Source organism: Sphingomonas sp. C3-2 (assembly GCF_033025475.1).
In the GTDB taxonomy this organism is placed as follows: Bacteria; Pseudomonadota; Alphaproteobacteria; order Sphingomonadales; family Sphingomonadaceae; genus Sphingobium_A.
This window is the reverse complement of the sequence record NZ_CP130322.1, coordinates 1,794,494-1,818,470: the sequence shown is the minus strand read 5'-3', so window position 1 is coordinate 1,818,470 and position 23,977 is coordinate 1,794,494. Positions and strand designations below refer to the sequence as shown.

Here is a 23,977-nt window from a genome sequence, read left to right as displayed (position 1 = left end):
TTCTCTCCTTAACTGTACGCTGCCAGCGTGGTGGGTTCGTAGGTGAAGGGGCTGACAAGTTCGGCCAACGGGGGCAGGCGGCCGTCGCGTTCGCTGAGGATCGGCTTGACGCCGTCGGGGATGGGCCAGGCTATGGCGATATCCGGATCGGCCCAGTGGAGGCCGTGGGCATGCTCGGGCGAATAGGTTGCCGAGCATTTATACGCCACTTCGCAGTCCGCTTCGAGCGTCACGAACCCGTGCGCAAACCCGATCGGGATGAAAAGCTGGCGGCCATTTCCCGCTGAAAGTTCATATCCGGCCCACTGGCCATAGGAGGGAGAAGATTGCCGCAGATCAATTGCCACGTCGAAGATCGTGCCACGCAGGCAGCGCACAAGCTTGGCCTGAGCATAGGGTGGGGCCTGAAAATGTAGCCCGCGCAGCGTATATTGCGGCGAAGACAACGAATGATTGTCCTGTACGAAGCGGCAATCGATCCCCATCGCGCTGAAAACGGGTTCGGAATAGGTTTCGGTGAACCATCCGCGATCATCGTCATGGCGCTGCGGGGTGATCAATCTGACGGTGTTTTCCATCAGCGAGCCTCTCGGCGCATGCCGATGACGAAAGGGGCTTTCCCGCTGATTATCCCCTGTAACATACGGTATTATTATGGGCGCAGGCGCGCTCCCTAAATCCGCTAGGGGCTGTAGTGAGAATTTCGAGGGCTTTCTGAGGAGGGGGATTGTCCTGCGCTGGGGCATCGCTTCCTCACCCGGATACGCTGCAGCAACTGGCGCAGGCGCTCCGGAATCTGTACAGGGCATGCGCATGACAGCAGAAATTATTGACGGAAAGGCCTTCGCGGCCGGTTTGCGCGAACGCGTGGGGGCGGCTGTTCCCGCGTTTCACAAGGCATCGGGCCGCGCGCCCGGGCTGGCGGTGGTGCTGGTCGGCGAAGACCCGGCAAGCCAGGTCTATGTCCGTTCCAAGGGCAAGGCGACGCTGGCCGCCGGCATGCAGAGCTTCGAGCACAAGCTGCCCGCAAGCGTCAGCCAGGACGACCTGATTGCCGTGGTCGAGGCACTCAACGCCGACGACATGGTCGACGGTATCCTCGTCCAATTGCCACTGCCCCCGCAGATCGATGAAAAAGCGGTGATCGCGACGATCGATCCGATGAAGGATGTCGACGGTTTCCATGTCGTCAATGCGGGCAAGCTGGCCGTGGGCGAGGAAGCGCTCGTCCCCTGCACCCCGCTTGGCTGCCTCATGCTGCTGAAGGACAAGCTCGGCAGCCTTTCGGGGCTGAACGCGGTGGTGATCGGTCGTTCGAACATCGTCGGCAAGCCGATGGCGCAGCTGCTGCTCCAGGAAAGCTGCACCGTGACCGTGGCGCATAGCCGCACCAAGGACCTGCCCGATGTCGTGCGCCGCGCCGATATCGTCGTGGCCGCTGTAGGCCGCCCGGAAATGGTGAAGGGCGACTGGATCAAGCCCGGCGCCACGGTGATCGATGTTGGCATCAACCGTGTGCCCGCCGCCGAGGATGGCAAGACGCGGCTTGTCGGTGATGTCGATTATGCCAGCGCGGCCGAAGCGGCTTCGGCGATCACCCCGGTGCCGGGCGGCGTTGGCCCGATGACGATCGCGGTCCTGCTGCGCAACACGCTGGTCGCGGCGCATCGCCGCGTCGGTCTTGCGCCGCCGGCCGGTCTTTGATTCTTGTGCGTGGGGCGCCGTTCGCGCCCCCGCATGTCTTTTTCGTTATGACGTCACTGGGGGATAGGGCGGCATGATTGAGCTTTTCATTTCCGCGCTGGTTACGTTTTTCGTGGTGATCGACCCGCCGGGCTGCGCGCCGATCTATGCCAGCCTCACCACGGGCGCTTCGGCGCAGGCGCGGCGTTCGATGGCGATCCGTGCGGTTGTCGTCGCGGCGGTCATCCTGCTCGTCTTCGCGCTGTTCGGCGAAAAGCTGCTCGGTGCGCTTGGCATCAGCCTCGACAGCTTCCGCATCGCGGGCGGCATCATGCTGTTCCTCATCGCGCTTGAAATGGTGTTCGAAAAACGCACCCAGCGCCGCGAGGAACGCGCCAAGGAGGTGCAGGCCAGCCCCGAGCATGAGGATGTCTCGGTTTTCCCGATGGCGATCCCGATGCTCGCCGGGCCGGGCTCGATCGCCAGCGTCATGTTGATGATGGCGCGCAGCAAGGGGCTTGAGGAAACGCTCGTCGTGCTCGGCGCGATGGGGGTGATTCTGGTCCTCAGCCTGTTCTGCCTGCTGGCGGCGGGGCCGCTGATGCGCGCAGTGGGGCCCAAGGTCGAAACCGTGGTCACGCGTCTGCTTGGCGTCATCCTTGCCGCGCTCGCCGCGCAGTTCGTGATCGACGGACTCAAGGCCAATTTCGGCTGATCCCGGCTACGGGGCATTGAAAAAGGGCGGGCCTTCCACCGGGAAGGTCCGCCCTTTTCGTGTCAGTCCTTGATCCGCCACAGCTTGAAGGGCGAATGTTCGGGAAGCGGCAGCGGCTCCAGCCAGTCGGGCACCTTCCCGGCCTCGAGCCCCGCATAGAAGCCCTTGGGCGCGCGCGCCCTGTACACCGTGCCCTCGGCAAAGCCCGGGCAGATCAGCAGCAGCGTCGCGCCGTGCTTGCGTGCGACCGCACGTGCGGTCTCGGGCGTCCCGTCAAAGGCGTGGTGGAGATCGAGGATCGACTCGCCATTGCGGTGATAGGGGCCCGAAATCGCGTCGTGATGGGTGAGCGTGATCAGCCGGGGGCCGAGATCGTTCATTGTCATCACCACCGTGCGCGGGAACTTGTCGAGCGGTTCCATCGCGGGGATCGTCCCGCACGCGGCGCCCGCCTTGCGGACCTTCACGCGCGCGGCGGTTTCCGCCTTTTTGGGCATGAGCGCGATCGCGCCGCTGACGATATTGCCTGAGCCGATAAGCACCAGCGCCACCGTTCCCACGACGCGGATCAGGAAGGAACGGCTGCCGCGAACGATGGGAAGGACCAGCCAGATCAGCGCGACGCCACCGGGGATGGCGAGCAACTGTGCCGCAGGCGCGGCGCGGCTCTGGAAGAACATCATCGCAAAGCCGCAGCTCGACAGCAGTGCCACCGAGGCCCAGGCCATCAGCCGGTCGCGATCGCGGCGGTTGAACCAGAACGCGACGAGGGTGCCGATCATCCCGATGACGGGCAGTGCCAGCATCTGTGCCATCACCCGCCATTCCTGGCGGTAAACCGGGCGCACCTCGCGGATATTGTCCAGCCAGCTTTTCTGCAGTTCGTCGGACACCCCTTCGGGGCGGCCCAGACAATGCGGCCAGACGCCTATGAAAAAGGCGCCCAGAATGCCCGCCGCAACGACCGAGGCGCCCAGCCGCGCGCCGCGGCTTTCGAGCCGCATCCGCGCCAGCACGAACAAAAGCGCGCCGGCGAGCACCATGGTCGACATCCATACCGGCGACAGCACGTCGCAGCGCGGCATGCGGTTGTCATAGGATGCGAAGACGAGATAGCCGAGCGCCGATCCCCCCGCGAGCGCGATGGCATAGGTCTGCAGCCGTGCGGCTTCGGCCTTGTCCCAAATCCAGCGCAGCACGACCGCGGCACCCGCGAGCCCCAGATAGGGCATCATCTCCAGTCCGATGACCAGCGACAAGGCGCTGCCGATCCCGATGGTCAGGCCGCCGTGCCGACGATCGCTGTCGGCAAGCCCCGCGACGATGACGGCAAGCATCGCCAGTTGCCAGTTATGATGATCGATCCGCGCCGGCGTGAACATGCCGGCCGCCGAACCAGCGCCGAGCACCAGCAGCATCGCCACCAGCGGAAAGCTCCACGGCGCAACCAGTCGTCGCACGGCCGCGCCAAGACCCAGCAGCACGACGCCAAGCGGCAGGAGTGGGGCGAGTGCAATCGCCGCGCGTTCGGCCACCGCCGTCCCGAACAGCGGTTTCACCGCAAGGATGATGCCGGCGATCGGAATGTCGACCAGCCGCGACCAGTGGATGTTGAACCCTTCGGGCGGATTGAGCCGATATTGGCGCAGATCGTACCAGCCTTGCCCGTCCAGCCAGGCGCGGACTTCCATCATGCGCAGATTATCGTCGGTGTCGCCCAGGGCGAACCAGTGGATCCGCCCCCAGAATTTGACGATCATATAGATCGTAATTCCCAGCCAGATCAGCAGCGTCCAGAGGCGCCACTGGTCCTCGCGCAGCAGTCGTTTCCATGCCGCGCCCGCGCCTGATATGCTCATTTTCCTCACCGCTTGAACCTGAGCGCAAATGCTTTAAGGCGTCGCGCGGAAAGGGCAAGCGCGCCTCCCGCCGCTTGCACCCGCTAGGGATTTCACCCGGAATGAAACGCGAAACCGTTAACGCCATTCGCACCATACTCGAAGAGATCATTCCCCCCTTTATCCGCGATTCCGGGCCGATGCGCTGGCTGTTCCGGCGGCACTGGGGCCCGCTGGTCGACGATATCGAGCGTTTCCGTGCGCGCATTCCCTTTGTGACCGCCGAGGAATATCGCTCGGTCTACGAACGCATGCCGCGCGTGCAGGACGAAACCGACAATTCGGAAGCGTGCCTCGAACGCATCGCCGGGACGATTGCCGGCAAGACCGTGCTCGATGTCGGCTGCGGCACGGGCTATCTCGTCCACTGGCTCAAGCAGCGCATGCCGCATCTCGATCTGACGGGCACCGATTTCATCATCGAAGAAGGCACCAAGCAGCGCCATCCCGAGATTCGTTTCGTCGAGGGTCATGTCGAACAGCTGCCGTTCGAAGATGGCGCGTTCGACACGGTGGTCTGCACGCATGTGCTCGAACATATCCTCGAATTCCGGACCGCGCTCGCCGAACTGCGCCGCGTGGCGGAGAAGCGGCTGATCATCGTCGTGCCGCAGGAACGCGAATATCGCTTCACCTTCAATCCGCACCTCCATTTCTTTCCCTATCCGCACAGCCTGCTGCGCTATCTGACGCCGATTCCGAAGGTGCACGGGCTGGAAGGCATCGGGCGCGACATTTTCTATTTCGAGGACATCGCCTGAAGGCGCGCATGGCATGATGGATACTCTGATGCGCGCGGGCCTGCGCGGGCTGTGGCGCCTTGCGGGTGCTTTCGGGATATATGGGTTGGTCGTCTGGCCGGTTGCGATCTGGCTCGGCTACACGCTGATCGCGACCGAGTTGTCCTATCTACATGGCATCCGGCTCAACGCTTCGACGGTCATCGGCCGCGATTTCGTCAATATCTGGCATGGCGGCCGCGAAATCCTGCTTCATGGGCAGGAAGCGATCTATGACCGGCCCGAATATCGGCGGACGCTCGAAGCCGCGATCGGCGCGCGCGGGATCTATGCCTATTCCTATCCGCCGCACATGCTGCTTTTCTCGATCCCGTTCGGGCTGCTCGGCTATATCCCCGCGCTCATTCTGTGGACGCTGGGCGGGATCGCGCTGTTCTGGCACGCAGCGCGCCCCTGGCTGCGCGATGTCGGGCTGCCGGGCTGGAGCGTGCTCTTCCTCTCGGGCACCGTGGTCAATATCTGGGCCGCGCATTTCGGTTTCTTCATTGGCGCGCTTGCGCTGTACGGCTTTCGTCTGGCCGGTACAGGACCCGAAAGCCGGCCATGGCGCGCGGGGCTTGCCTTTGCGGTGATGAGCGTGAAACCGCATATGGGCGTGCTGGTGCCCGTCATACTCGCGATGCGGCGCGACTGGCGCACGATCGTCTGGGCCGGGGCCGGGGTGGTCGCGCTGGTGCTCTTGTCGGCCATGGCCTTCGGGCCGCAAAGCTGGGTCACCTGGTTCAGCTCGACGCTCACCTTTCAGGCCAGCCTTGTCGAATTCGTTCCGGGGCGCGAATTCAACTATATGATGCCCAGCGTCAGCCGGATGATCCAGACGGTGACGGACAATAGCACCGCGGTCGCGCTGGGGCAGGGGCTGGCGGCACTCTATGCGCTCGCGCTTCTCGTCTGGGCGTGGCGGCGTGGCGTGGCGCTCCGCGATCTTGGCCTTCTCAGCCTGCCGGCGACCGCGCTGATCCTACCCTATTCGTTCAACTACGATCTCGTCGCCTTCAGCCTGTTCGCGCTCATCGCCGCGCGCCGCTGGGGCACCGCGTGGTGGTCGCCCGAACGCCTTGTCTTCGGCCTCGCCTTCCTCGTCCCGCTGGCGCAGGTGCCGCTGGCGCGCGAAGGCTATTGGGTGTCGCCGCTCGCGATCGCGGCGATGATGGCGCTTGCGGGCTGGCGCATGGCGCGCGACGCGGATAGGGCGGGCGCATGATCCGTTCGCCCAAGACGCTTTTCGGCCAGCTTTTCGCCTATGTTTTCAGCGGTGGGGCGATGACTGCGCTCCATTCGGCCTTTTACTGGACGATGGCGCAGCCGCTCCATGTCAACGCCTATGCCGCGAACACGATTTCGACGTTGGTCGTCGGCATCATCGGCTATCTGCTCCACAGCCGCTGGACCTTCGGGCACACCAACAACAGCGGCGGCGGGCTGAAGGCGCAGGGCCGTTATGTGATCGTCTCAGCGCTCTGCTATCTGCTCAACAGCTTCTGGGTCTGGCTGATGGTCACGCATCTCGGCCTGTCGGTATCGCTCTCGATCCTGCCGATGGTGCTGGCGACCCCCTGGCTCGCCTTCCTGCTCAATCGTTACTGGACCTTTTCACACTGATCAGGCGGTGCGCGCCGGCCGCTGCCCGCCGCACAATATATCGGTCACCATCTCGGTATCCATGAACTCGCGCAGTTCGGTGATCTTGCCGTCTCGCAGGCGGAAGAAGAAGTGATAATGGTTCGAATAATGCGCGCCTGAAACATGGTCGCCGTGCGACACCGCCTCGACGGCGACGCGGTCGTCCTCGGCGGTCATGTTGACCACGTCGAAGCGAACGCCGTTCGGGAAGGCATCGAAAATCCGCCCTGCCGCCGCCGCGACCTGTTCGCGACCGAATTTGCCCGAAATCAGCGTGCTGCCCATGGTCTGGCAATAGCCATCCTCGGCATAGGCATCGCGGATCGCCGCCACATCGCCCTGGCCGATGACCTCCAGAAAATTGCTGATGATTGCCTTGTTCGCGGCAGCGCTCATGCGTCGATCCTCCCCTTTTCGGATCGGCTTACTGGTCGGGCGCTGTGGACGGAAGCGAAAAGGTGTCTAGTCGGCGTCCGTGCGCATCGAAGCAGAATGACCGAACATGACCTGTCTCAGCACGAATGCGAGCAGGAAGCTGAGGATGGCGGCAAGCGATTTGGCAATTAGTGGGGAAAGTCCCGCCATGATGCCGAACTCGACGACCATGACGGTCAATGCCATCCCGCCAAGGGAAGGGGCCGCGTAGAGAACAAAATGCCATAGCCGCACCCACCATGCTGTGATTGCTGGTGGTGCGCGATAAAGCGTTCGTTGCGCGATCAAATAATGTGTGAACAGACCGATGAACCATGCGGCACATGCCGCGGCACCTGGGCGCAGCGATGTCATTGAGAGAATTGCCATGAAGGACATCATGTCAACTGCGAGCGCGACGACACTGATCACAAGATATGCGAGGAAGCCGCAGCGTAGCTGATCGATCAATCGCGTTATTCGACGCCTGAATCCGTACGAGGTCACGGCGATGGTCGAAGCTGATCGATAATTCGACATCAGGTGATGCTGTTATAATCGGGTTAACATTATGCTAATAACAACATTGCGACGCCAGTCGATGAGGGCTTGTGAATCAAGCACATGCAGCATTGATTGATTTACGTAGAAAAGTGCACCGGGGGCTTGAATGAACGCACTAACATCCGTCTTGGCAAGGATGCTTAATGGAAAGCCGGAAGAAGTTCCCCTGTGGGTGCCATGGGTTTTTGGTGGCGTTTTTGTTATTATTTTCATGATAAGAGATTATCTGATGATGGATAACGGTGTCATAGGTGATGTCGTTTACTGGGGGAGAGATTATATAAATGTATGGACGGGTGGAAATCTCGTTCGTGAAGGGCGTTTGGACATACCCTATGATCTGGAAGCATATGCTTCCTATCAGAAGGCATTGTTCGGCAATATCGGTTCCCATAATTATTCTTATCCGCCAGTATCCTATCCCTTGGCTGCATTTTTCTCACTGTTCCCTTATTGGTTGTCTCTTGCTCTTTGGCTTGCAGGAACGGGCGCTTTTTTTGTCTGGGCCGTCGGGAAGTGGTGGCCGGAAGGCGCTGGTTGGCCAGCGCTCGCGCTCGTTACGCCCGCTGCGATCGTCAATATCTGGACGGGCCATTATGGTTTTTTGATCGGTGGATTGTTTTTGCTCGGGTGGCGACTTCTCGATGAAAAGCCGGTGCGCGCGGGCATTTGTTTCGGCCTGATGTTCCTCAAGCCGCATTTGGCGGTTCTCGTTCCCCTGGCATTGGCGCTGCGTGGGGATTGGCGCGCGATCTTTTCTGCTGCGTCGACGGTCGCCGTGCTCGTCGTCGCGACGGGCCTGGTCTATGGATGGGCGCCGTGGTCCGAATATCTCCTGCGCACCAGCGGGGTTCAGGCCGCGATGATCGACCCCAATGGCATGTTTTTTCGCCTGATGTCGCCGTCTGTCATGTCCGCGATCATACAGAAGGGGGGGAGTTGGGCCGTTGCCGGCACTGTTCAGGCGCTTGTGGCGCTCGGTGCGGTTGGCATGGTGGCCATCGCGGCTATCAGGAAGGTATCGCGCAAGGACCTTGCCTTCCTCGTTGCCACCTGCACCTTTCTGGTACTGCCCTATTCGTTCAACTACGATCTGACGGTCGTGGTGGTCGGCGCCTTGGCCGTAATGATGCGGCCGGGGGTCTCGGGGTTAGATTACAGGCTGGCCACGTTGGGCTTCATGAGCCCACAATTTGGCATGGTGGTCGCCATATTCGGCGCCCCGCTTATGCCGGTCATGCTGATTGGGTTGGCCATCGCTCAGTTCAGGGTAGCGATGGCCGATACCCGGTCGGTTAGTTACCCCGTCGTCCCAGAAGGCGCAGGCGTAGTGCGTTAAGCTTAATAAAGCCTTCCGCGTCGCGCTGGTCATACGCGCCCTGGTCGTCCTCGAAGGTCACGACCTTCTCGGAATAGAGCGAATAGGGCGACTTGCGACCGATGAGGTGTGCGGCGCCCTTGTAGAGCTTGAGGCGTACGGTGCCGGTCACCTTGTCCTGGCTGTAATCGATCGCCGCCTGCAGCATCTCGCGCTCGGGGCTGAACCAGAAGCCGTTATAGATGAGCTCGGCATAACGCGGCATCAGCTCGTCCTTGAGGTGCGCGGCGCCGCGGTCGAGCGTGATCTGCTCGATGCCGCGGTGCGCCAGATGCAGGATCGTGCCACCCGGGGTTTCGTACATGCCGCGGCTCTTCATCCCGACAAAGCGGTTTTCGAGCAGGTCGAGGCGGCCGATGCCATGCTTGCGGCCGAGATCGTTGAGCTTGGTGAGCAGGCTGGCCGGGCTCAGGCCCTCGCCGTTGATCGCCACCGCGTCGCCGCGCTCGAAATCGATCGTGATGATTTCGGGGCTGTCGGGGGCGTCCTCGGGGCTCACCGTGCGCGAGAAGACATATTCGGGCACTTCTTCCCACGGATCCTCGAGCACCTTGCCCTCGGACGAGGTGTGGAGGAGGTTCGCGTCGGTCGAGAAGGGGCTTTCGCCGCGCTTGTCCTTGGGCACCGGAATCTGGTGCTTTTCGGCGAATTCGATGAGCGCGGTGCGGCTGGTCAGATCCCATTCGCGCCAGGGTGCGATCACCTTGATGTCGGGGTTGAGCGCGTAATAGCCGAGCTCGAAGCGGACCTGATCGTTGCCCTTGCCGGTGGCGCCGTGGCTGACGGCATCGGCGCCGACCATCTTGGCGATCTCGATCTGGCGCTTGGCGATCAGCGGCCGCGCGATCGAGGTGCCGAGGAGATAGCAGCCTTCATAGACGGCGTTGGCGCGCATCATCGGGAAGACGTAATCCTTGACGAATTCCTCGCGCAGGTCGTCGATGAAGATATGCTCGGGCTTGACGCCCATCAGCTCGGCCTTGGCGCGTGCGGGTTCGAGTTCCTCACCCTGGCCGAGATCGGCGGTGAAGGTGACGACTTCGCAGTTATAGGTCTGCTGAAGCCATTTGAGGATCACGCTGGTGTCGAGGCCGCCGGAATAGGCAAGCACAACGCGATTGATCTTGTCGCTCATGATGAATTCCTCGCGAAACAGGCGATACGGAAAGGGTTCTGAGCGCGCCTATGCGCTTATGCGCCGCGGTGCAACATCTGTGGGCCCTCAAGCCCCTCCGAATCGCGATTCTATCGATGGATTGGCCGCTTTCACGGCGTGCGGTGCCCCTGTTTCTCGATCTGGCCGATATAGTCGCGGGTGAGGGGGAGCACATCGCGCCGCTTGGCGTACTGGAACTGGTAATTGCCCATGCCGCCATATTCGAAGGTCGAGATCGCGCCCGCCAGGTAGAATTGCCACATGCGAAAAAAGCGTTCGTCGTACAACGCGACGATCCGCTCGCGATTGGCCTCGCAGCGTTGGTACCAGTGGCGGATCGTCAGCGCATAATGCACGCGCAACGTCTCGACATCGGTGGTCATCAGCCGGTTCTGCTCGCTCGCCGCCTGCACCTCGGACAGCGCGGGGATATAGCCGCCGGGGAAGATATATTTGCGGGTAAAGGCATCCGTCGTGCCCGGCCCGCCGAACCGGCCGATGGTGTGGATCAGCATCACGCCGTCCTCGGTCAGCAGATTGTGGCAGGTGCGGAAGAATTCGCGGTAATGCGGCGGGCCGACATGTTCGAACATGCCGACCGAGACGATCCGGTCGAACTTGCCCGTAACATGGCGGTAATCGATCAGCTCGAACTTCACCCGGTCCGAAACCCCCGCCTCGGCGGCGCGCTTGCGCGCAAGCGCCAGCTGCTCCTCGGACAGCGTCACGCCGAGCACATCGACGTCGAAATGGCGGTGGAGATAGAGCGCCATCCCGCCCCAGCCGCAGCCGATGTCGAGCACGCGTTGCCCCGGCTGCAGATAGAGCTTGGCGGCGATATGCGCCTTCTTGTCCTCCTGCGCCTGTTCAAGGCTGTTGCCCGCCTCGGTGAAATAGGCGCAGCTATATTGCAGGTCGTCGTCGAGGAAGAGTTCGTAGAGCGCATTCCCCAGATCGTAATGATGCGCGACGTTGCGTTTAGACCGGCTTTCCCAGTTGAGCCGCGACAGCCGGCTGACCGCCGCGCTCAGCGTGCGGCGCGCGGGGTTGGGGATTTCGAGATCGCGCCCCTTGTGCCAGGGGTTGTTCTTGCGAATGAGCGTGATGAGGTCGAGGATATCGCCGCGCTCGATCACCATCCGTCCGTCCATGAAGGTTTCGGCGGCGCCCAGCCGCGGGTGGCTGGCGATATAGCGGCCGGTACCGCGCGTGGTGAAGCGGATCGCGACGTCGCGGAATTCGGGATCGGGGGTGCCGAAGCTACGGACGCTGCCGTCATGATCGGTGAGCGTCAGTGTGCCGCGCTTCACCAGGCGATTCAGAAAAGTGTCGATAAGAGCCATGCCGTCTCCGCTCGCTTTTTCATTTCCCCCTCAAGGGGTAAGCAAGCGGAGGCTGACGTCAACCCTTGGCGGCCGCGCGGGGCCGCCTCTGGTTTATCCGAGGGCTGCCTGTTTCTCTTCGGCCAGCCGGTCCAGCTCGGCGCGGCTCTTCTTTTCCGACGTGGTCTTCAGCTGGCCGCACGCCGCGTCGATGTCGCGCCCACGCGGGGTGCGCACGGGGGCTGAAATGCCCGCTTCGAAGATGATGTTGCTGAACGCGCGGACGCGTTCGGGCGTCGAGGTGTCATAGGGCGCGCCGGGCCAGGGGTTGAACGGGATGAGGTTCACCTTGGCGGGCAGCTTGTACTTGCGGATGAGGCGGACGAGCTCGCGCGCTTCCTCGTCGCTGTCGTTCTTGTCCTTCAGCATCACATATTCGAAGGTGATGCGCCGGGCATTGTTCGCGCCGGGATAGTCGGCACAGGCCTGCAGCAGTTCCTCGATCCCGTATTTGCGGTTGATCGGGACGATCTCGTCGCGCACCTCCTTGGTCACGGCATGGAGCGACACCGCCAGGTTGACGCCGATTTCCTCGCCCGCGCGCGCCATCATCGGCACGACGCCCGAAGTTGACAGCGTGATCCGTCGCTTCGACAGCGCCAGCCCGTCGCCGTCCATGATCAGCTTCAGCGCGTCGCGGACATTGTCGAAATTATACAGCGGCTCGCCCATGCCCATCATCACGATGTTGGTGAGCATGCGGCCATCGGGCTGGCTCGGCCATTCGTCGAGCGAATCGCGCGCCAGCATCACCTGACCGACGATCTCGCCCGGCGTCAGGTTGCGCACGAGGCGCATCGTGCCGGTGTGGCAGAATCGGCAGTTGAGCGTGCAGCCCACCTGCGACGAGACGCACAGCGTGCCCCGGTCGGCATCGGGGATGAAGACCATTTCATAATCCTGGCCGTCATCCGATCGCAGCAGCCATTTGCGCGTGCCGTCGGTCGAAACCTGCGCTTCCATCACCTGCGGACGGCCGATGACAAAGCGTTCCTCAAGCCAGGGGTGCATCGTCCGGGCGATGTCGGTCATCTGGTCGAAGCGCGTCGCCCCGCGATTGTAAATCCAGTGCCACAGCTGCTTCGAACGCAGCTTGGCCTGTTTGGGCTCCATGCCCTTTTCCAGCAGATAGGACCGGATTTCTTCCTTCGGCAGGCCGATCAGGTCGATTCGGCCATCCTCGCGCGGGGTGATGGCGCGCGGCACGGGCACAGGATCGATATGGCCGGGAATCGGCATGGCGGTGCTGAGGGGGGCGTTCATGGCGCGCCATTTAGTGCAGAATCGCCCATTTTGCTAGGCCACGCGGATTCGTCCGGTAGCGATGCGGCGACTGTGATGCGCATCACGCGCAAAATCCCGGCGGACGCGTACACTGGCCCGCATCGGCAATGCTGGTCTGCACCGGTATCTGGCCCAAAGCATCCCGGAGACTCTTCCGGCCGAATGCATGGGCGCTTCCCCGGTTGCGGCCACCGGCGGCGCGGTCGCGAACGGCGATGCCCATGGCACGGTGCCGGCGCCAGAGATCCACCGATCCGGGCGCCCATGCAGCCTTGTCGCGACACAGCGCACCCGGACGGCGCATTGCCCATGAGAGAAAATTCAGCCGGAAATCCGGCGAAGGAGGGTTTGATGATCAGGCTTTCATTGCTGATGGCCTGCACCGTGCTTGCACTGGCGACGGCCGCTTGTTCGGCGCAAGGGGCCGGTCCATCGGCCACCCCTGCCAATGCATTCGCTGTCAACGCATCCGCGCGGCATCAGGCCCAGCCGGCCGAGCTCAAGCATATCCGGCTCGCGCGCTCCTCGCTTGCCGTCCGCTTGCCCCCCGCGATGTGAAATTGGGAGGCGCCGGTTCGAAGACCGCCATGCTATGCAGCCTCCATCACCCGGCCTGCGGGCCGCACGGCGAGGAGGCTCGATGGCAAGCGCATTTGCCCATGGCACCGTCCACGAAGCGGGCGAGGATCTTCAGGCCGCGCTGCGCGCCGACTCAAACATATTGATGCTGTGGGAAGGCCTCACCCCGCTCGGCCGCAACGAGTTCATCTGCTGGGTCGAGGACGCGAAACAGCCAAAGACACGCGCGCGCCGCATCGCGCGCACCTGTGAGGAGCTGGTGGAGGGCAAGAAACGCCCCTGTTGCTGGGCTGGCTGCATCCACCGCACCGACAAGGCGCCAAGCCGCTGGCAACAGGCGGTTTTGATCGATCAATCGAAAAAGGCGCGGTCGTAAATCAATTCTGCCGTGCGCAGCCCAGCGCGGCCGCGTCGATCGCGGTGGCGGCGCCGGGCAGGCGGTAATGGTCGGTAAAGGCGCGGCCGTTCGCGTCGCGCGCGTCGACATACATCCACCGCCCGGTGCGCATCGCCTTGATGATCGCGGCATCGGTGGTGGCGTTGGCCGCCCAGCTGTCCGCGCCGCCCGCCGCCAGCGGGAATTTCGCGCCGCCGATCCGGAGCACCACGGGTGTATCGGGCTTCGCCGCGCGGCTCAGGCGAACATGCAGCTGCCCGCGGACATTCTGCCCCGGCCAGTGCGAAACGCTGGCAAAGGCACGCCATGCCGCGTTGGGCAGCGTCCGCTCTGGCACGGCAACGGCATAGCAGCGCAGCGGCTTGGCATCGCGAAACGCGCCCCAGCTTTCGAAAATGCCAAGCGAGGCGCGCTGTGCGGCGGCGGGCAAGGGGACAAGCAGCCCGGCCGCAGCCACCAGCGCGGCGATCCGCCGCCTCATGCCGGTGCCCGGCCGGTGCCCAGCGCCACCACGCTTTCGCTCCCGCCCGCGATCATCACCACGCTGCCCTGCGGCAATCCGGGGGCGATCGGCGCGTTCGCCTCGGGCGCGTCGGCCATGCCGGTCAGGATCCCGCGGAGCACGCGGCTGGTGATTCCGTGCGAGACGATCAGCCGGTCGCCGCCTTCGGATTCGGTGTCGTCCAGCCAGGCGCGCAGCCGTGCGGCGATATCGTCATACCATTCGCCGCCGGGCGGGCGCATCGCGAACAGCCCGGTCTTTGCGTCGAGAATCGGGCCATGGTCGGCGATCACCTCGCGATAATAACGCCCGCTCCACCCCGACATCGCGATTTCGCCCAGCCGCGCATCGGTGCGCGCGGCGTGCCAGTCGAGTTCCAGATGCTCGGCGATCACCGCCAGCGTCTGGAGCGCGCGGCCGGTGGGGGAGGCCCAGAGCGTGATCGCCGGGCGCGCGCCCAGCGTCGCGCGCAGCGCGCTGCCCATCGCATCGGCCTGCGCGAACCCCGCGCGCGTCAGCGGGGTGTGCGGATGATCGCCCTGCAGCCGTGATGCGGCATTGAAAACGGTTTCGCCGTGCCGCGCGATGAAAAGTCTTCGGTTGGAATCCATCCGGACGTCATCATCATACTGTGGCATAATTGCAACGGAATTTCCTGTTTATCTGGGGTTCATGCAACCCATCTTCATTTGGTGCACTTAGCAGTCGTCCCCCGCAACGGGGCTGTTAGTAATGGAGTTGTGTATGCGTAAGATTGTTCTTGCTTCGCTGCTGGCCGCTGTCGCCGCCACCCCCGCGATGGCACAGGAAGCCGGTTCGTTCGAAGGCCCGCGCGTTGAAGGCCTGATCGGCTGGGACCGCGCTGAAGGCAGCACCGGCAGCAAGGAAGATCTCGGCTACGGCATCGCCGTCGGCTACGACAAGCAAATGGGCAAGGCCGTGCTCGGCCTCGAAGCCGAATATTCGGATTCGGACCAGAAGCTTTGCGCTGGTGCCGGTGATGCGGTTGATCCCGAAGTCTGCCTGAAGGCAGGCCGCGACCTCTATGTCGGCGCACGCGTCGGTACCGCGGTTGCTCCGGGCACGCTGCTCTATGCAAAGGCTGGTTACACCAACGCCGATGCCAAGATCACCTCGGACGACGGCGTTGACCGCGTAACCCTCGACAAGACCCATCTCGACGGCGTGCGCGTGGGCGCAGGCGTTGAGCACAAGGTCAGCGGCAATGCCTATGTAAAGGGCGAATATCGCTATTCGAACTACGAGCAGGGCTTTGAGCGTCACCAGCTGATGGCTGGCGTCGGCGTCCGCTTCTGATGCACCGGGGCGGATGCGTGGTCCGGGGCGTGTCTTAAGCCCCGCGATCCCCGCGCTGCCTCTTTTCCGGCCGGGCCTCCGCCCGGATCGGAGAAAAAGATGGGGCCGGAGCCGCTTGCTCCGGCCCTTTTTCTTGTTAAGGATGCTGCCAAACCGCTCGGGGCGCGTCCGCGTCCCACCCAAGCAGATCACCAGTCCGGGGGTTTAGGACATGAAGGCGACGATTGAACGCGCAACGCTCCTGAAGAGCCTCAGCCACGTGCAATCCGTGGTTGAGCGCCGCAACACGATCCCCATTCTTTCCAACGTTCTGCTCGAAGCGAGCGCCGATGGCGGCATCCGCCTGATGGCGACCGATCTCGATCTTCAGATCGTCGAGAATGTTTCAGCCGCGGTCGATCAGCCCGGCGCCACCACCGTGTCGGCGCACACGCTGTTCGATATCGCGCGCAAGCTGCCCGAGGGCAGCCAGGTCGAGCTCAATGCCGCCGACGGCAAGATGCAGATCAATGCGGGCCGCGCCCGCTTCAATCTCGCCACGCTGCCGCGCGACGATTTTCCCGTGATCGCCGAGGGCGAGCTGCCGACCCGTTTCGAACTGCCGGCGCAAACGCTGCGCCAGCTCATCGACAAGACGCGCTTCGCCATCTCGACCGAAGAAACGCGCTATTATCTGAACGGCATTTTCTTCCATGTGTCGGACGAAGCACAGCCCGTGCTGAAGGCCGCCGCCACCGACGGCCACCGCCTTGCGCGCGTCACCGTGCCGCGTCCCGATGGCGCAGAGGGCATGCCCGACGTCATCGTGCCGCGCAAATGCGTGGGGGAACTGCGTAAGCTGCTCGACGAGGTAGACGGTTCGGTCGAAGTGTCGCTGTCGGCCACCAAGATCCGCTTCGGTCTGGGCACTGCGGTGCTCACCTCCAAGCTGATCGACGGCACCTTCCCCGATTACAGCCGCGTCATCCCGACCGCGAACGACAAGATCCTCAAGATCGATCCGCGCAGCTTCGAGGAAGGCGTCGACCGCGTGGCGACGATCGCCACCGAAAAGACCCGCGCGGTCAAGATGACGCTCGATCGCGACAAGATCACGCTGTCGGTCACCAGTCCCGAAAACGGCACCGCGGCCGAGGAAATCCCCGGCGACTACACCTCGCCCGGCTTCGATATCGGTTTCAACGCGCGCTATCTGCTCGACATTCTCGGCCAGCTCGAAGGCGACAATATCGAGGTGCATCTCGCCGATGCCGCCGCACCGACGCTCATCCGTGAGAATGACCGGTCGCCCGCGCTCTATGTGCTGATGCCGATGCGCGTCTGACGCGCGGTCATCCGGCCTGGAAACAGATCGGCCCGTCCCCGTCGGGGGCGGGCCTTTTCTTTGCGCGCGCCAGATGGGGCGTGCCCCATTCTCGCCCCAATGCGCAGCGTCATACGCCATTGGAGAAGGCCGGGCGGGCAGGGGGATGATCGAGACCCGCCAAATCCGGAAGAAATAGTTTCCCCGGCAATAGCTTGGTTTAGGCGGCACCCGCATGCCCCGGAATTGCCATTGAATCCGGTTTGAAAGCGGGCACATTCGGCCCGCCTCATTGGTGCCACATTTGGCCCGGTGTATATTGTCAACCAAATTGGTTGAGGTTAGGAAATGCGCAGACGGTCGAGAAGTCACGCACTCGACCGTCACCGGAAAACAAGGATGGAGAGTCGCATGTCGGACGCCGATTTTGCCGGTCGCAGCCTCACACCGCTGGTCCTCACCATTCCGGGTCTGAACAATTCCGGGCCCGCGCACTGGCAGACGCTCTGGGAACATACGCGCGGCGATTGCGCGCGCGTCGAACTGGGCATGTGGAGCACGCCCAACCGCCACAGCTGGGTCACCAAATTGGGGCAGGCGATTTCCAAGGCGCCCGCGCCCGTCATCCTCTGCGCGCACAGTCTGGGTTGCCTTGCGGTGGCGTGGTGGGCCGCGCTTGAGGGGCAGCCCTATGGCTGGCCGGTCGCCGGCGCGCTGCTCGTCGCGCCGCCCGATTGCGATCGCCCGGGAATCGGCGCGTCGATCGGCGGATTCGGGCCGACGCCCAGAACCCCGCTGCCCTTCCCGTCGATCGTGGTGGGCAGCCGGGACGATCCCTATGCGCATATCGATCGATCGCACAGCATGGCCAAATTCTGGGGCAGCCATTTCGTCGACGTCGGCGATCTCGGCCACATCAACGCCGAATCGGGGGTGGGGCCATGGCTGTTCGGCCAGCGGCTGCTCGATCGGCTGGTCGCCGCCGCCAATATCAGCGTGCGCCAGACCCCCGATGATCGCTCGGCGCTGGGACCGTGGACGCTTTATCCGCCAGCCAGCGGGCCGGGCGCTGAAATGGGGGATCCGCGCCATTGATATGGGCTGGCGGGGCGGCCGCGTCCCCGCCAGCCGGGCCAGGGAACCGGTCAACCCATGGCCGGTTCTTTAGCCGATCTAGCCGCCGCCCAATCAACGCTATCTTGTCAACTTTTATAGTTGAGTTATGTCGGCGTGACACGAGGGGAGATAGAGATGAGATTCACCAGGACCGCCACCACGCTCGCCGCGCTGATCGGAATCGCGATTCTGCCGGGGTGTTCGGGGGAAAAGGCCGGCGGCGCCGGCGCGGTTCAGGTGCTCAACGTCTCCTATGATCCGACGCGTGAGCTCTACAAGGATGTGAACGCCGCCTTTGCGCGCCAGTGGAAGGCCGAGCACGGCACCGAGGTCAGCTTCAACATGAGCCATGGCGGCTCGGGCAAGCAGTCGCGCGCGGTGATCGACGGGCTCGAGGCCGATGTGGTCACGCTCGCGCTCGCCTATGACGTCGACGCGATCGCGCAGAAATCGGGGCTTATCGACGCCGGCTGGCAGGCGCGCCTGCCCGACAACAGCGCGCCTTATACTTCGACGATCGTCTTCCTCGTGCGCAAGGGCAATCCCAAGGGGATCAAGGACTGGGGCGATCTGGTGAAGCCCGGCGTCCAGGTGATCACCCCCAACCCCAAAACCAGCGGCGGTGCGCGCTGGAACTTCCTTGCCGCCTGGGCCTATGGCCGCAAGGCTGGCGGGTCCGAACAGGCGGCGCAGCGCTATGTGACGCAGCTGTTCCAGAACGTTCCCGTGCTCGATTCGGGCGCGCGTGGCGCCACCACCACCTTTGTCGAACGCGGCATCGGCGATGTGCTGCTGGCGTGGGAGAACGAGGCCTGGCTCGCCGAAAAGGAACTCGGCAGCGGCAAGTTCGAAATCGTCGCCCCCTCGATCTCGATCCTCGCCGAACCCTCGGTCGCGGTGGTCGACGCCAATGTCCGCAAGCACGGCACCGCCGAGGTGGCCGAGGCCTATCTGCGCTTCCTCTACACCGCTCAGGGGCAGGAACTCATCGCCAAGCATTTCTACCGCCCGCGCGACCCGGCGGTCGCGGCGAAATATGCCGCCACCTTCCCCAAGCTCAATCTCGTCACGATCGACAATGATTTTGGCGGCTGGGGCGCGGCGCAAAAGAAATATTTCGACGATGGCGGGGTGTTCGACACGATCTTCGCCGCGCTGAAGCGCTGACCTCCAATATGGCGAGCGTGACCGCCATGGCCCTTGAACCCACCCTGCCGCCGCCGCGCATCCGCCCGGTACGCCGGCGACGCACGGTCATTCCCGGATTCGGGCTGACGCTCGGCTTCACGCTGGGCTGGCTGTGCCTGATCGTCCTCATTCCGTTGAGCGCGGTGTTCGTGCGCAGCGCGGGCATGGGTTGGGCCGATTTCGTCGCCATCGGCCTCTCCGAACGCGCGATCGCGGCCTATAAGCTCAGCTTCGGCACCTCGCTGCTTGCGGCGGCGATCAACAGCCTGTTCGGGCTGATCATCGCGTGGATCCTCGTGCGCTATGATTTCGTCGGCAAGCGCGTGGTGAACGCGCTGGTCGATCTCCCCTTTGCGCTCCCCACTGCGGTTGCGGGCATCGCGCTCACCGCGCTCTATGCCCCCAATGGCTGGGTCGGCCAGTTTCTCGAACCGCTCGGGATCAAGGTCGCCTTCACCCCGCTCGGCGTGGTGGTCGCGCTCATGTTCATCGGGCTGCCCTTTGTCGTGCGCTCGGTCGAGCCTGTGCTGGCCGAGGTCGGCGCCGATGTCGAGGAGGCCGCCGCCACGCTCGGCGCCAGCCGGTGGCAGACCTTCCGGCTGGTGATCCTGCCCGCGATCTTCCCCGCGCTCCTCACCGGCTTCGCGCTCGCCTTTGCGCGCGGGGTGGGGGAATATGGCTCGGTGATCTTCATCGCGGGCAACATGCCCTTTGTGTCGGAAATCGCGCCGCTCCTCATCGTCACCCAGCTTGAGCAGTATAATTATGCCGGTGCCACCGCGATCGCCGCGGTGATGCTCGTCGCGTCGTTCGTCCTGCTCCTCCTCATCAACGCGCTCCAGGCCTGGAGCCGGCACCGGGCAAATGGCTGATGGCTAGCAGACCTGATCTTCCCAACACCGAATCGCGCGGCTTTCGCTGGCTGCTGATCGGAATCGCGCTCGGCTTTTTCGGGCTGGTGCTCATCCTCCCGCTCGTCTCGGTCTTTGCCGAGGCGCTCGCCAAGGGCGTCGGCGCCTATGTCGAGGCGCTGGCCGAACCCGACGCCTTCGCCGCCGTGCGGCTGACGCTGCTCGTCGCGGCGATCAGCGTGCCGGTGAACATCGTCTTCGGCGTGGCGGCCGCCTGGGCGATCACCAAGTTCGATTTTCCCGGCAAGTCGATCCTCATCACCTTTATCGATCTGCCCTTCTCGGTCTCGCCGGTGGTCTCGGGGCTCATCTATGTGCTGCTCTTCGGCGCGCATGGCTGGTTCGGCGCGTGGCTGATCGAACATGATATCGAGATCGTCTTCGCCGTTCCGGGGATCGTGCTGGCGACGATCTTCGTCACCTTCCCGTTTGTCGCGCGCGAGCTCATCCCGCTGATGGCCGAGCAGGGCCGCGATGATGAGGAAGCCGCGATCTCGCTCGGTGCCTCGGGCTGGCAGACCTTCTGGCATGTCACGCTGCCCAATATCCGCTGGGGGCTGCTCTACGGCGTGCTGCTCTGCAATGCGCGCGCCATGGGCGAATTCGGCGCGGTCTCGGTCGTCTCGGGCCATATCCGGGGCAAGACCAACACGATGCCGCTCCATGTCGAGATTCTGTACAACGAATATAATTTCGTCGCCGCCTTTGCCGTCGCCTCGCTGCTCGCCTTGCTCGCGCTGGTGACGCTCATCCTCAAGACCGCGCTTGAACGCCGCTTCGATTATCAGGGGAAAGGAACCGGGCATTGAGCATCCGGCTCGAAAATATCACCAAGCGTTTCGGCGAATATGCCGCGCTGGAAAACATCAACCTGCGCGCCGAGCCGGGCGAGTTTCTGGCGCTGCTCGGCCCTTCTGGCTCGGGCAAGACGACCTTGTTGCGGATCATGGCGGGGCTCGCCTTTCCCGACACCGGCACGGTCGAATTCAACGGCGAGGACGTGACCGGCCTCAAGGTCGCCGATCGCCAGGTCGGCTTCGTCTTCCAGCATTATGCGCTGTTCAAGCATATGACGGTGGCGGACAATGTCGGCTTCGGTCTGTCGGTCCGCAAGCGCAGCGAGCGCCCGTCCAAGGCCGCGATCCGCGACCGCGTGCAGGAACTGCTCGATCTCGTCCAGCTCGGCCATCTTGGCAATCGCTATCCGGCGCAGCTGTCGGGGGGCCAGCGCCAGCGCGTCGCGCTCGCCCGCGCGCTCGCGGTCGATCCCAAGCTGTTGCTGCTCGACGAACCCTTTGGCGCGCTCGATGCGCGCGTCCGCAAGGATCTGCGCCGCTGGCTGCGCGAATTGCACGACCGGGTGGGGCTCACCTCGATCTTCGTTACCCATGATCAGGAAGAGGCGCTCGAACTCGCCGACCGTGTCGTCGTGATGGATCACGGCGTGATCGAACAGGTCGCCACCTCGCTCCAGATCTATAACGAGCCCGCCAGCGCCTTCGTCTTCGACTTTGTCGGCGAATCGAACCGGATTCCCGTCACGCTTTCGCAGGGCGGGGGCGTCCGCTTTTTCGATCGCCAGATCGATGTCCCCGTCACGGGTTCGGGGGAGGGGGCGCGCAGCCTCTTCTTCCGCCCGCACGATATCGAACTGGTCGAGGAATCGGGCGGGGCGCTTCCCTTCATCGTCACCCAGACGCGCCCGCGCGGCGGCGGGGTGCGCGTCGAAGGGCAGATGGCCGGAATCGACAAGCCCGTCGAAATCGATGTCGCGCCGCATCTGGCGCCCGTTCCCGGCCAGCGCATGGCGTTTCGTCCCACGCGCGCGCGCCTGTTCGCGGATTGAAGGAAGCACCATGTCTGTCACGCCCGTTTCCGAACGCGATATGCGCATCGATGCCGTGCTCGAAAAACTGATGGAGGCGCTCGACAGCGTGCGCTTCGGCAATGTCGTGCTCACCGTCCATGACGGCCGCGTGGTTCAGCTCGACATCACCGAAAAGCACCGCTTCGCGCCCTGATATCCCGTTCCGCGCATCCCAAGCAGGCGCTGACCGGCACCGGAAGCGCCGGGCGCGTCGGGCGCGGGGATGCCGCGGAAAGGGGCGCTTGCGCCTATTCGCGCGGCGCGTCGCTCGTCAGCAGGTCTGATCCCGCCTCGCGCTCGGCCTTCACCTTTTCGTCGATCGTGTCGTCGGGCTTGGTGTCGACCACCGCCTGCTTGTCCTTCGCGCTGGGCTTGGCGGGCGTCTTGGCGGCGGCTGGCGTCACCTGGGCGGGGGTGGGCAGCGTATCGGGCAGGCGGTGCTCGACGATCTCGTGGACATTCTGGATCGGCGCGGGGATCGAGATGGCGTGCACGTCGAACGCTTCCTTCACCTGACGAATCGCCTCGCTCTTCACCTTGCCGAAATCGGATTTGGTCTGGTCCACCCAGCCATAGACCTTGATCGCCACCGTATAGGCGTCGAGCCGGTCGACGATCGTGAACGGTGCGGGCTGGGGCAGCACGCCGGCGATCGCCTTTACCGTCGCCAGTGCCAGCGCCTGCGCCTCGGCAATGTCGTTTTCATAACCGATGCCGACCTCGAACAGGAATCGGCGCTCGGGCGTATGGGTGAAATTGACGATATTCGCCTTGTAGACCGTGGCGTTGGGGATCCGCACCTCATTGCCGTCGAATGTCGTGATGATCGTCGCGCGCGAATTGAGCCGGGTGATCTTGCCCTCGAATCCCTCGATGATGACATGGTCATTGGGCGCAAAGGGCTGGCGCACGCTCAGCAGGATACTGGCGATATAATTCTCGATCGTGTCGCGTACCGCGAAGCCGACCGCCAGACCCAGCACACCGGCGGCGCCCAGCACCGACCCCAAAAGCGCGGTTGCCCCCAGCACGCTCATCGCCAGCACCAGCCCGACCAGCATCAGCAATGTGCGCACCGCCTGCCGCAGCAGCGTCTCGATAAAGGCGTTGGGGGCGATTCGCTTGAAGATGTTGGTGCTGCGCGTCAGGAACCGGCCGAGGAACCAGAATCCGACAAAGATCAGCAACGCGACGAGCAACAGCGGCAGGAAGGCAAGCGTATCCTGCAGCATCTGCTCGCTTTTCGCGACCAGCGGTTCAAGCCGGCGGCTCACCCGGTGCTCGGCGACCAGCCCGTTCTCGACGCTCACCACGCCCGCCAGCCGCGATGCGATCGCCTCCGCCTTGGCCTGGTCGGCCACGCTCAGCGTGGTGCCGGTCAGAATGACGACCCCGCCCTTGACGGTCGCGCGGACAGTTTCAAGTCCATCGATTTCCGTGAACAGGCCCTTTAGCCGTTTTTCGATCTCGGCATCGGGGCTCTGCAGCGGAATCGCCGCACTCTCATTTGTCGTATCGGCCTTGGGCGCGGCGGATGCGGCACCGGGCAGCGCGATCGCCTGGGCGCTCGCGGTCGGCGTGGATATCATGAGCAGCGGCAGGAAAAGGGTCGCGATCAGGCGCGCGGCAATCGGCAATGGATTCATCCCGTTATCAAAAGGCTGGAAACGTCGCCCGCAATGATGCGGTTCCTTGGGCGTCACGGCAAGCACGGCGCGGCGAATCGGATATTTTCGCCCAACACATTGAAAATACGGGATCAAACACCGTTGCCAACAATGTGGGCGGGGGGATCTCTCGTGTAACTTATGCCACCCTGCGTGCCGCGCAATGTTTTGCCGATCTTCCGGCACCAAACGCAAAACTGCCCGGCAACCGCAATGCGATCCGGGGTGCCCGA

Annotated in this window: 26 protein-coding genes; 16 read left to right on the top strand and 10 right to left on the bottom strand. The window is 63.6% G+C overall.

What is annotated here, in order from left to right; translation table 11 throughout:
* Positions 1 to 8 precede the first annotated feature (8 nt).
* The gene (gene rfbC, locus QYC26_RS08820; protein WP_317511863.1) at positions 9 to 578 is read right to left on the bottom strand and encodes a dTDP-4-dehydrorhamnose 3,5-epimerase; all 570 of its coding nucleotides are present in this window, start codon (positions 576 to 578) and stop codon (positions 9 to 11) included.
* A 235-nt stretch (positions 579 to 813) separates the two neighbouring features.
* Here rfbC and folD point away from each other — a divergent pair, with 235 nt between their 5' ends.
* Positions 814 to 1,704 carry a bifunctional methylenetetrahydrofolate dehydrogenase/methenyltetrahydrofolate cyclohydrolase FolD gene (folD, locus tag QYC26_RS08815; RefSeq protein ID WP_317511862.1) on the top strand — a complete coding sequence of 297 codons (891 nt, stop codon included), beginning with the start codon at positions 814 to 816 and terminating at the stop codon, positions 1,702 to 1,704.
* Between the two features lie 73 nt (positions 1,705 to 1,777).
* Positions 1,778 to 2,398 (top strand): MarC family protein, encoded by a 621-nt coding sequence (locus QYC26_RS08810; protein WP_317511861.1) that lies wholly within the window; start codon positions 1,778 to 1,780, stop codon positions 2,396 to 2,398.
* 62 nt (positions 2,399 to 2,460) lie between these two features.
* On the opposite strand, the gene QYC26_RS08805 is transcribed toward QYC26_RS08810, so the two are convergent.
* Positions 2,461 to 4,257 carry an AcrB/AcrD/AcrF family protein gene (locus QYC26_RS08805; RefSeq protein WP_317511860.1) on the bottom strand — a complete coding sequence of 599 codons (1,797 nt, stop codon included), beginning with the start codon at positions 4,255 to 4,257 and terminating at the stop codon, positions 2,461 to 2,463.
* A 101-nt stretch (positions 4,258 to 4,358) separates the two neighbouring features.
* On the opposite strand from QYC26_RS08805, the gene QYC26_RS08800 reads away from it, so the two are divergent.
* From QYC26_RS08800 to QYC26_RS08790, 3 genes are read left to right on the top strand one after another with little or no spacing between them, the layout of a single operon-like run.
* A complete protein-coding gene (locus QYC26_RS08800; protein ID WP_317511859.1) occupies positions 4,359 to 5,057 on the top strand; it encodes a class I SAM-dependent methyltransferase in 699 nt (232 codons plus the stop codon).
* Positions 5,058 to 5,070: 13 nt separating this feature from the next.
* The gene (locus tag QYC26_RS08795; RefSeq protein ID WP_317511858.1) at positions 5,071 to 6,300 is read left to right on the top strand and encodes a glycosyltransferase family 87 protein; all 1,230 of its coding nucleotides are present in this window, start codon (positions 5,071 to 5,073) and stop codon (positions 6,298 to 6,300) included.
* Positions 6,297 to 6,698: a GtrA family protein gene (locus QYC26_RS08790; RefSeq protein ID WP_317511857.1), complete on the top strand. Its 402-nt coding sequence runs from the start codon at positions 6,297 to 6,299 to the stop codon at positions 6,696 to 6,698. The genes QYC26_RS08795 and QYC26_RS08790 overlap by 4 nt, the downstream gene beginning before the upstream one ends.
* On the opposite strand, the gene QYC26_RS08785 is transcribed toward QYC26_RS08790, so the two are convergent.
* The gene (locus QYC26_RS08785) at positions 6,699 to 7,115 is read right to left on the bottom strand and encodes a nuclear transport factor 2 family protein (RefSeq protein ID WP_317511856.1); all 417 of its coding nucleotides are present in this window, start codon (positions 7,113 to 7,115) and stop codon (positions 6,699 to 6,701) included.
* A 66-nt stretch (positions 7,116 to 7,181) separates the two neighbouring features.
* The gene (locus tag QYC26_RS08780) at positions 7,182 to 7,604 is read right to left on the bottom strand and encodes a GtrA family protein (RefSeq protein ID WP_317511855.1); all 423 of its coding nucleotides are present in this window, start codon (positions 7,602 to 7,604) and stop codon (positions 7,182 to 7,184) included.
* 199 nt (positions 7,605 to 7,803) lie between these two features.
* Between QYC26_RS08780 and QYC26_RS08775 the strand changes: the two genes are divergently transcribed.
* A complete protein-coding gene (locus QYC26_RS08775) occupies positions 7,804 to 9,036 on the top strand; it encodes a glycosyltransferase family 87 protein (RefSeq protein WP_317511854.1) in 1,233 nt (410 codons plus the stop codon).
* On the opposite strand, the gene QYC26_RS08770 is transcribed toward QYC26_RS08775, so the two are convergent.
* The 3 genes from QYC26_RS08770 to rlmN all read right to left on the bottom strand — a co-directional run bounded on the left by QYC26_RS08770 (position 8,993) and on the right by rlmN (position 12,876).
* Positions 8,993 to 10,210 carry an argininosuccinate synthase gene (locus tag QYC26_RS08770; protein ID WP_317511853.1) on the bottom strand — a complete coding sequence of 406 codons (1,218 nt, stop codon included), beginning with the start codon at positions 10,208 to 10,210 and terminating at the stop codon, positions 8,993 to 8,995. The two genes, QYC26_RS08775 and QYC26_RS08770, sit on opposite strands and share 44 nt — an antisense overlap.
* 131 nt (positions 10,211 to 10,341) lie before the next feature.
* Positions 10,342 to 11,574, bottom strand: coding sequence for a cyclopropane-fatty-acyl-phospholipid synthase family protein (locus tag QYC26_RS08765; protein WP_317511852.1), 1,233 nt, complete (start codon positions 11,572 to 11,574; stop codon positions 10,342 to 10,344).
* A gap of 93 nt (positions 11,575 to 11,667) precedes the next feature.
* Complete coding sequence (gene rlmN, locus QYC26_RS08760; RefSeq protein ID WP_317511851.1) at positions 11,668 to 12,876, bottom strand: 23S rRNA (adenine(2503)-C(2))-methyltransferase RlmN; 1,209 nt, start codon at positions 12,874 to 12,876, stop codon at positions 11,668 to 11,670.
* 372 nt (positions 12,877 to 13,248) lie between these two features.
* On the opposite strand from rlmN, the gene QYC26_RS08755 reads away from it, so the two are divergent.
* Complete coding sequence (locus QYC26_RS08755) at positions 13,249 to 13,455, top strand: hypothetical protein (RefSeq protein WP_317511850.1); 207 nt, start codon at positions 13,249 to 13,251, stop codon at positions 13,453 to 13,455.
* Between the two features lie 82 nt (positions 13,456 to 13,537).
* Complete coding sequence (locus QYC26_RS08750) at positions 13,538 to 13,852, top strand: YdeI/OmpD-associated family protein (protein ID WP_317511849.1); 315 nt, start codon at positions 13,538 to 13,540, stop codon at positions 13,850 to 13,852.
* Between the two features lies 1 nt (position 13,853).
* Here the strand turns inward: QYC26_RS08750 and QYC26_RS08745 are convergent, their stop codons facing one another.
* Together QYC26_RS08745 and QYC26_RS08740 are read right to left on the bottom strand one after the other, a co-directional pair.
* The gene (locus QYC26_RS08745; protein ID WP_317511848.1) at positions 13,854 to 14,354 is read right to left on the bottom strand and encodes a hypothetical protein; all 501 of its coding nucleotides are present in this window, start codon (positions 14,352 to 14,354) and stop codon (positions 13,854 to 13,856) included.
* Positions 14,351 to 15,013: a histidine phosphatase family protein gene (locus QYC26_RS08740; RefSeq protein ID WP_317511847.1), complete on the bottom strand. Its 663-nt coding sequence runs from the start codon at positions 15,011 to 15,013 to the stop codon at positions 14,351 to 14,353. Before QYC26_RS08740 ends, QYC26_RS08745 begins: the two co-directional genes overlap by 4 nt.
* A 106-nt stretch (positions 15,014 to 15,119) precedes the next feature.
* Here QYC26_RS08740 and QYC26_RS08735 point away from each other — a divergent pair, with 106 nt between their 5' ends.
* The 8 genes from QYC26_RS08735 to QYC26_RS08700 all read left to right on the top strand — a co-directional run bounded on the left by QYC26_RS08735 (position 15,120) and on the right by QYC26_RS08700 (position 22,231).
* Positions 15,120 to 15,692 (top strand): porin family protein, encoded by a 573-nt coding sequence (locus QYC26_RS08735; RefSeq protein ID WP_317511846.1) that lies wholly within the window; start codon positions 15,120 to 15,122, stop codon positions 15,690 to 15,692.
* Positions 15,693 to 15,903: 211 nt separating this feature from the next.
* On the top strand, positions 15,904 to 17,016 hold the full coding sequence (gene dnaN / locus QYC26_RS08730; protein WP_317511845.1) for a DNA polymerase III subunit beta: 1,113 nt from the start codon (positions 15,904 to 15,906) through the stop codon (positions 17,014 to 17,016).
* A gap of 390 nt (positions 17,017 to 17,406) precedes the next feature.
* On the top strand, positions 17,407 to 18,090 hold the full coding sequence (locus QYC26_RS08725; protein WP_317511844.1) for an RBBP9/YdeN family alpha/beta hydrolase: 684 nt from the start codon (positions 17,407 to 17,409) through the stop codon (positions 18,088 to 18,090).
* A 156-nt stretch (positions 18,091 to 18,246) separates the two neighbouring features.
* On the top strand, positions 18,247 to 19,278 hold the full coding sequence (locus tag QYC26_RS08720) for a sulfate ABC transporter substrate-binding protein (protein ID WP_317511843.1): 1,032 nt from the start codon (positions 18,247 to 18,249) through the stop codon (positions 19,276 to 19,278).
* Between the two features lie 26 nt (positions 19,279 to 19,304).
* On the top strand, positions 19,305 to 20,171 hold the full coding sequence (cysT, locus tag QYC26_RS08715) for a sulfate ABC transporter permease subunit CysT (RefSeq protein ID WP_317511842.1): 867 nt from the start codon (positions 19,305 to 19,307) through the stop codon (positions 20,169 to 20,171).
* The gene (cysW, locus tag QYC26_RS08710) at positions 20,171 to 21,019 is read left to right on the top strand and encodes a sulfate ABC transporter permease subunit CysW (RefSeq protein ID WP_317511841.1); all 849 of its coding nucleotides are present in this window, start codon (positions 20,171 to 20,173) and stop codon (positions 21,017 to 21,019) included. The genes cysT and cysW overlap by 1 nt, the downstream gene beginning before the upstream one ends.
* Positions 21,016 to 22,056, top strand: coding sequence for a sulfate/molybdate ABC transporter ATP-binding protein (locus tag QYC26_RS08705; RefSeq protein WP_317511840.1), 1,041 nt, complete (start codon positions 21,016 to 21,018; stop codon positions 22,054 to 22,056). Before cysW ends, QYC26_RS08705 begins: the two co-directional genes overlap by 4 nt.
* Positions 22,057 to 22,066: 10 nt before the next feature.
* Positions 22,067 to 22,231 carry a YezD family protein gene (locus tag QYC26_RS08700; RefSeq protein ID WP_317511839.1) on the top strand — a complete coding sequence of 55 codons (165 nt, stop codon included), beginning with the start codon at positions 22,067 to 22,069 and terminating at the stop codon, positions 22,229 to 22,231.
* 94 nt (positions 22,232 to 22,325) lie between these two features.
* Here the strand turns inward: QYC26_RS08700 and QYC26_RS08695 are convergent, their stop codons facing one another.
* Positions 22,326 to 23,714 (bottom strand): mechanosensitive ion channel family protein, encoded by a 1,389-nt coding sequence (locus QYC26_RS08695; RefSeq protein WP_317511838.1) that lies wholly within the window; start codon positions 23,712 to 23,714, stop codon positions 22,326 to 22,328.
* Positions 23,715 to 23,977: the final 263 nt, after the last annotated feature.

What these genes read in the sequence shown, in the direction of transcription:
- rfbC (WP_317511863.1), bottom strand. Translation starts at nt 578, where the DNA reads ATGGAAAACACCGTCAGATTGATCACCCCGCAGCGCCATGACGATGAT.
- folD (WP_317511862.1), top strand. Translation starts at nt 814, where the DNA reads ATGACAGCAGAAATTATTGACGGAAAGGCCTTCGCGGCCGGTTTGCGC.
- QYC26_RS08810 (WP_317511861.1), top strand. Translation starts at nt 1,778, where the DNA reads ATGATTGAGCTTTTCATTTCCGCGCTGGTTACGTTTTTCGTGGTGATC.
- QYC26_RS08805 (WP_317511860.1), bottom strand. Translation starts at nt 4,257, where the DNA reads ATGAGCATATCAGGCGCGGGCGCGGCATGGAAACGACTGCTGCGCGAG.
- QYC26_RS08800 (WP_317511859.1), top strand. Translation starts at nt 4,359, where the DNA reads ATGAAACGCGAAACCGTTAACGCCATTCGCACCATACTCGAAGAGATC.
- QYC26_RS08795 (WP_317511858.1), top strand. Translation starts at nt 5,071, where the DNA reads ATGATGGATACTCTGATGCGCGCGGGCCTGCGCGGGCTGTGGCGCCTT.
- QYC26_RS08790 (WP_317511857.1), top strand. Translation starts at nt 6,297, where the DNA reads ATGATCCGTTCGCCCAAGACGCTTTTCGGCCAGCTTTTCGCCTATGTT.
- QYC26_RS08785 (WP_317511856.1), bottom strand. Translation starts at nt 7,115, where the DNA reads ATGAGCGCTGCCGCGAACAAGGCAATCATCAGCAATTTTCTGGAGGTC.
- QYC26_RS08775 (WP_317511854.1), top strand. Translation starts at nt 7,804, where the DNA reads ATGAACGCACTAACATCCGTCTTGGCAAGGATGCTTAATGGAAAGCCG.
- QYC26_RS08770 (WP_317511853.1), bottom strand. Translation starts at nt 10,210, where the DNA reads ATGAGCGACAAGATCAATCGCGTTGTGCTTGCCTATTCCGGCGGCCTC.
- QYC26_RS08765 (WP_317511852.1), bottom strand. Translation starts at nt 11,574, where the DNA reads ATGGCTCTTATCGACACTTTTCTGAATCGCCTGGTGAAGCGCGGCACA.
- rlmN (WP_317511851.1), bottom strand. Translation starts at nt 12,876, where the DNA reads ATGAACGCCCCCCTCAGCACCGCCATGCCGATTCCCGGCCATATCGAT.
- QYC26_RS08755 (WP_317511850.1), top strand. Translation starts at nt 13,249, where the DNA reads ATGATCAGGCTTTCATTGCTGATGGCCTGCACCGTGCTTGCACTGGCG.
- QYC26_RS08750 (WP_317511849.1), top strand. Translation starts at nt 13,538, where the DNA reads ATGGCAAGCGCATTTGCCCATGGCACCGTCCACGAAGCGGGCGAGGAT.
- QYC26_RS08745 (WP_317511848.1), bottom strand. Translation starts at nt 14,354, where the DNA reads ATGAGGCGGCGGATCGCCGCGCTGGTGGCTGCGGCCGGGCTGCTTGTC.
- QYC26_RS08740 (WP_317511847.1), bottom strand. Translation starts at nt 15,013, where the DNA reads ATGCCACAGTATGATGATGACGTCCGGATGGATTCCAACCGAAGACTT.
- QYC26_RS08735 (WP_317511846.1), top strand. Translation starts at nt 15,120, where the DNA reads ATGCGTAAGATTGTTCTTGCTTCGCTGCTGGCCGCTGTCGCCGCCACC.
- dnaN (WP_317511845.1), top strand. Translation starts at nt 15,904, where the DNA reads ATGAAGGCGACGATTGAACGCGCAACGCTCCTGAAGAGCCTCAGCCAC.
- QYC26_RS08725 (WP_317511844.1), top strand. Translation starts at nt 17,407, where the DNA reads ATGTCGGACGCCGATTTTGCCGGTCGCAGCCTCACACCGCTGGTCCTC.
- QYC26_RS08720 (WP_317511843.1), top strand. Translation starts at nt 18,247, where the DNA reads ATGAGATTCACCAGGACCGCCACCACGCTCGCCGCGCTGATCGGAATC.
- cysT (WP_317511842.1), top strand. Translation starts at nt 19,305, where the DNA reads ATGGCCCTTGAACCCACCCTGCCGCCGCCGCGCATCCGCCCGGTACGC.
- cysW (WP_317511841.1), top strand. Translation starts at nt 20,171, where the DNA reads ATGGCTAGCAGACCTGATCTTCCCAACACCGAATCGCGCGGCTTTCGC.
- QYC26_RS08700 (WP_317511839.1), top strand. Translation starts at nt 22,067, where the DNA reads ATGTCTGTCACGCCCGTTTCCGAACGCGATATGCGCATCGATGCCGTG.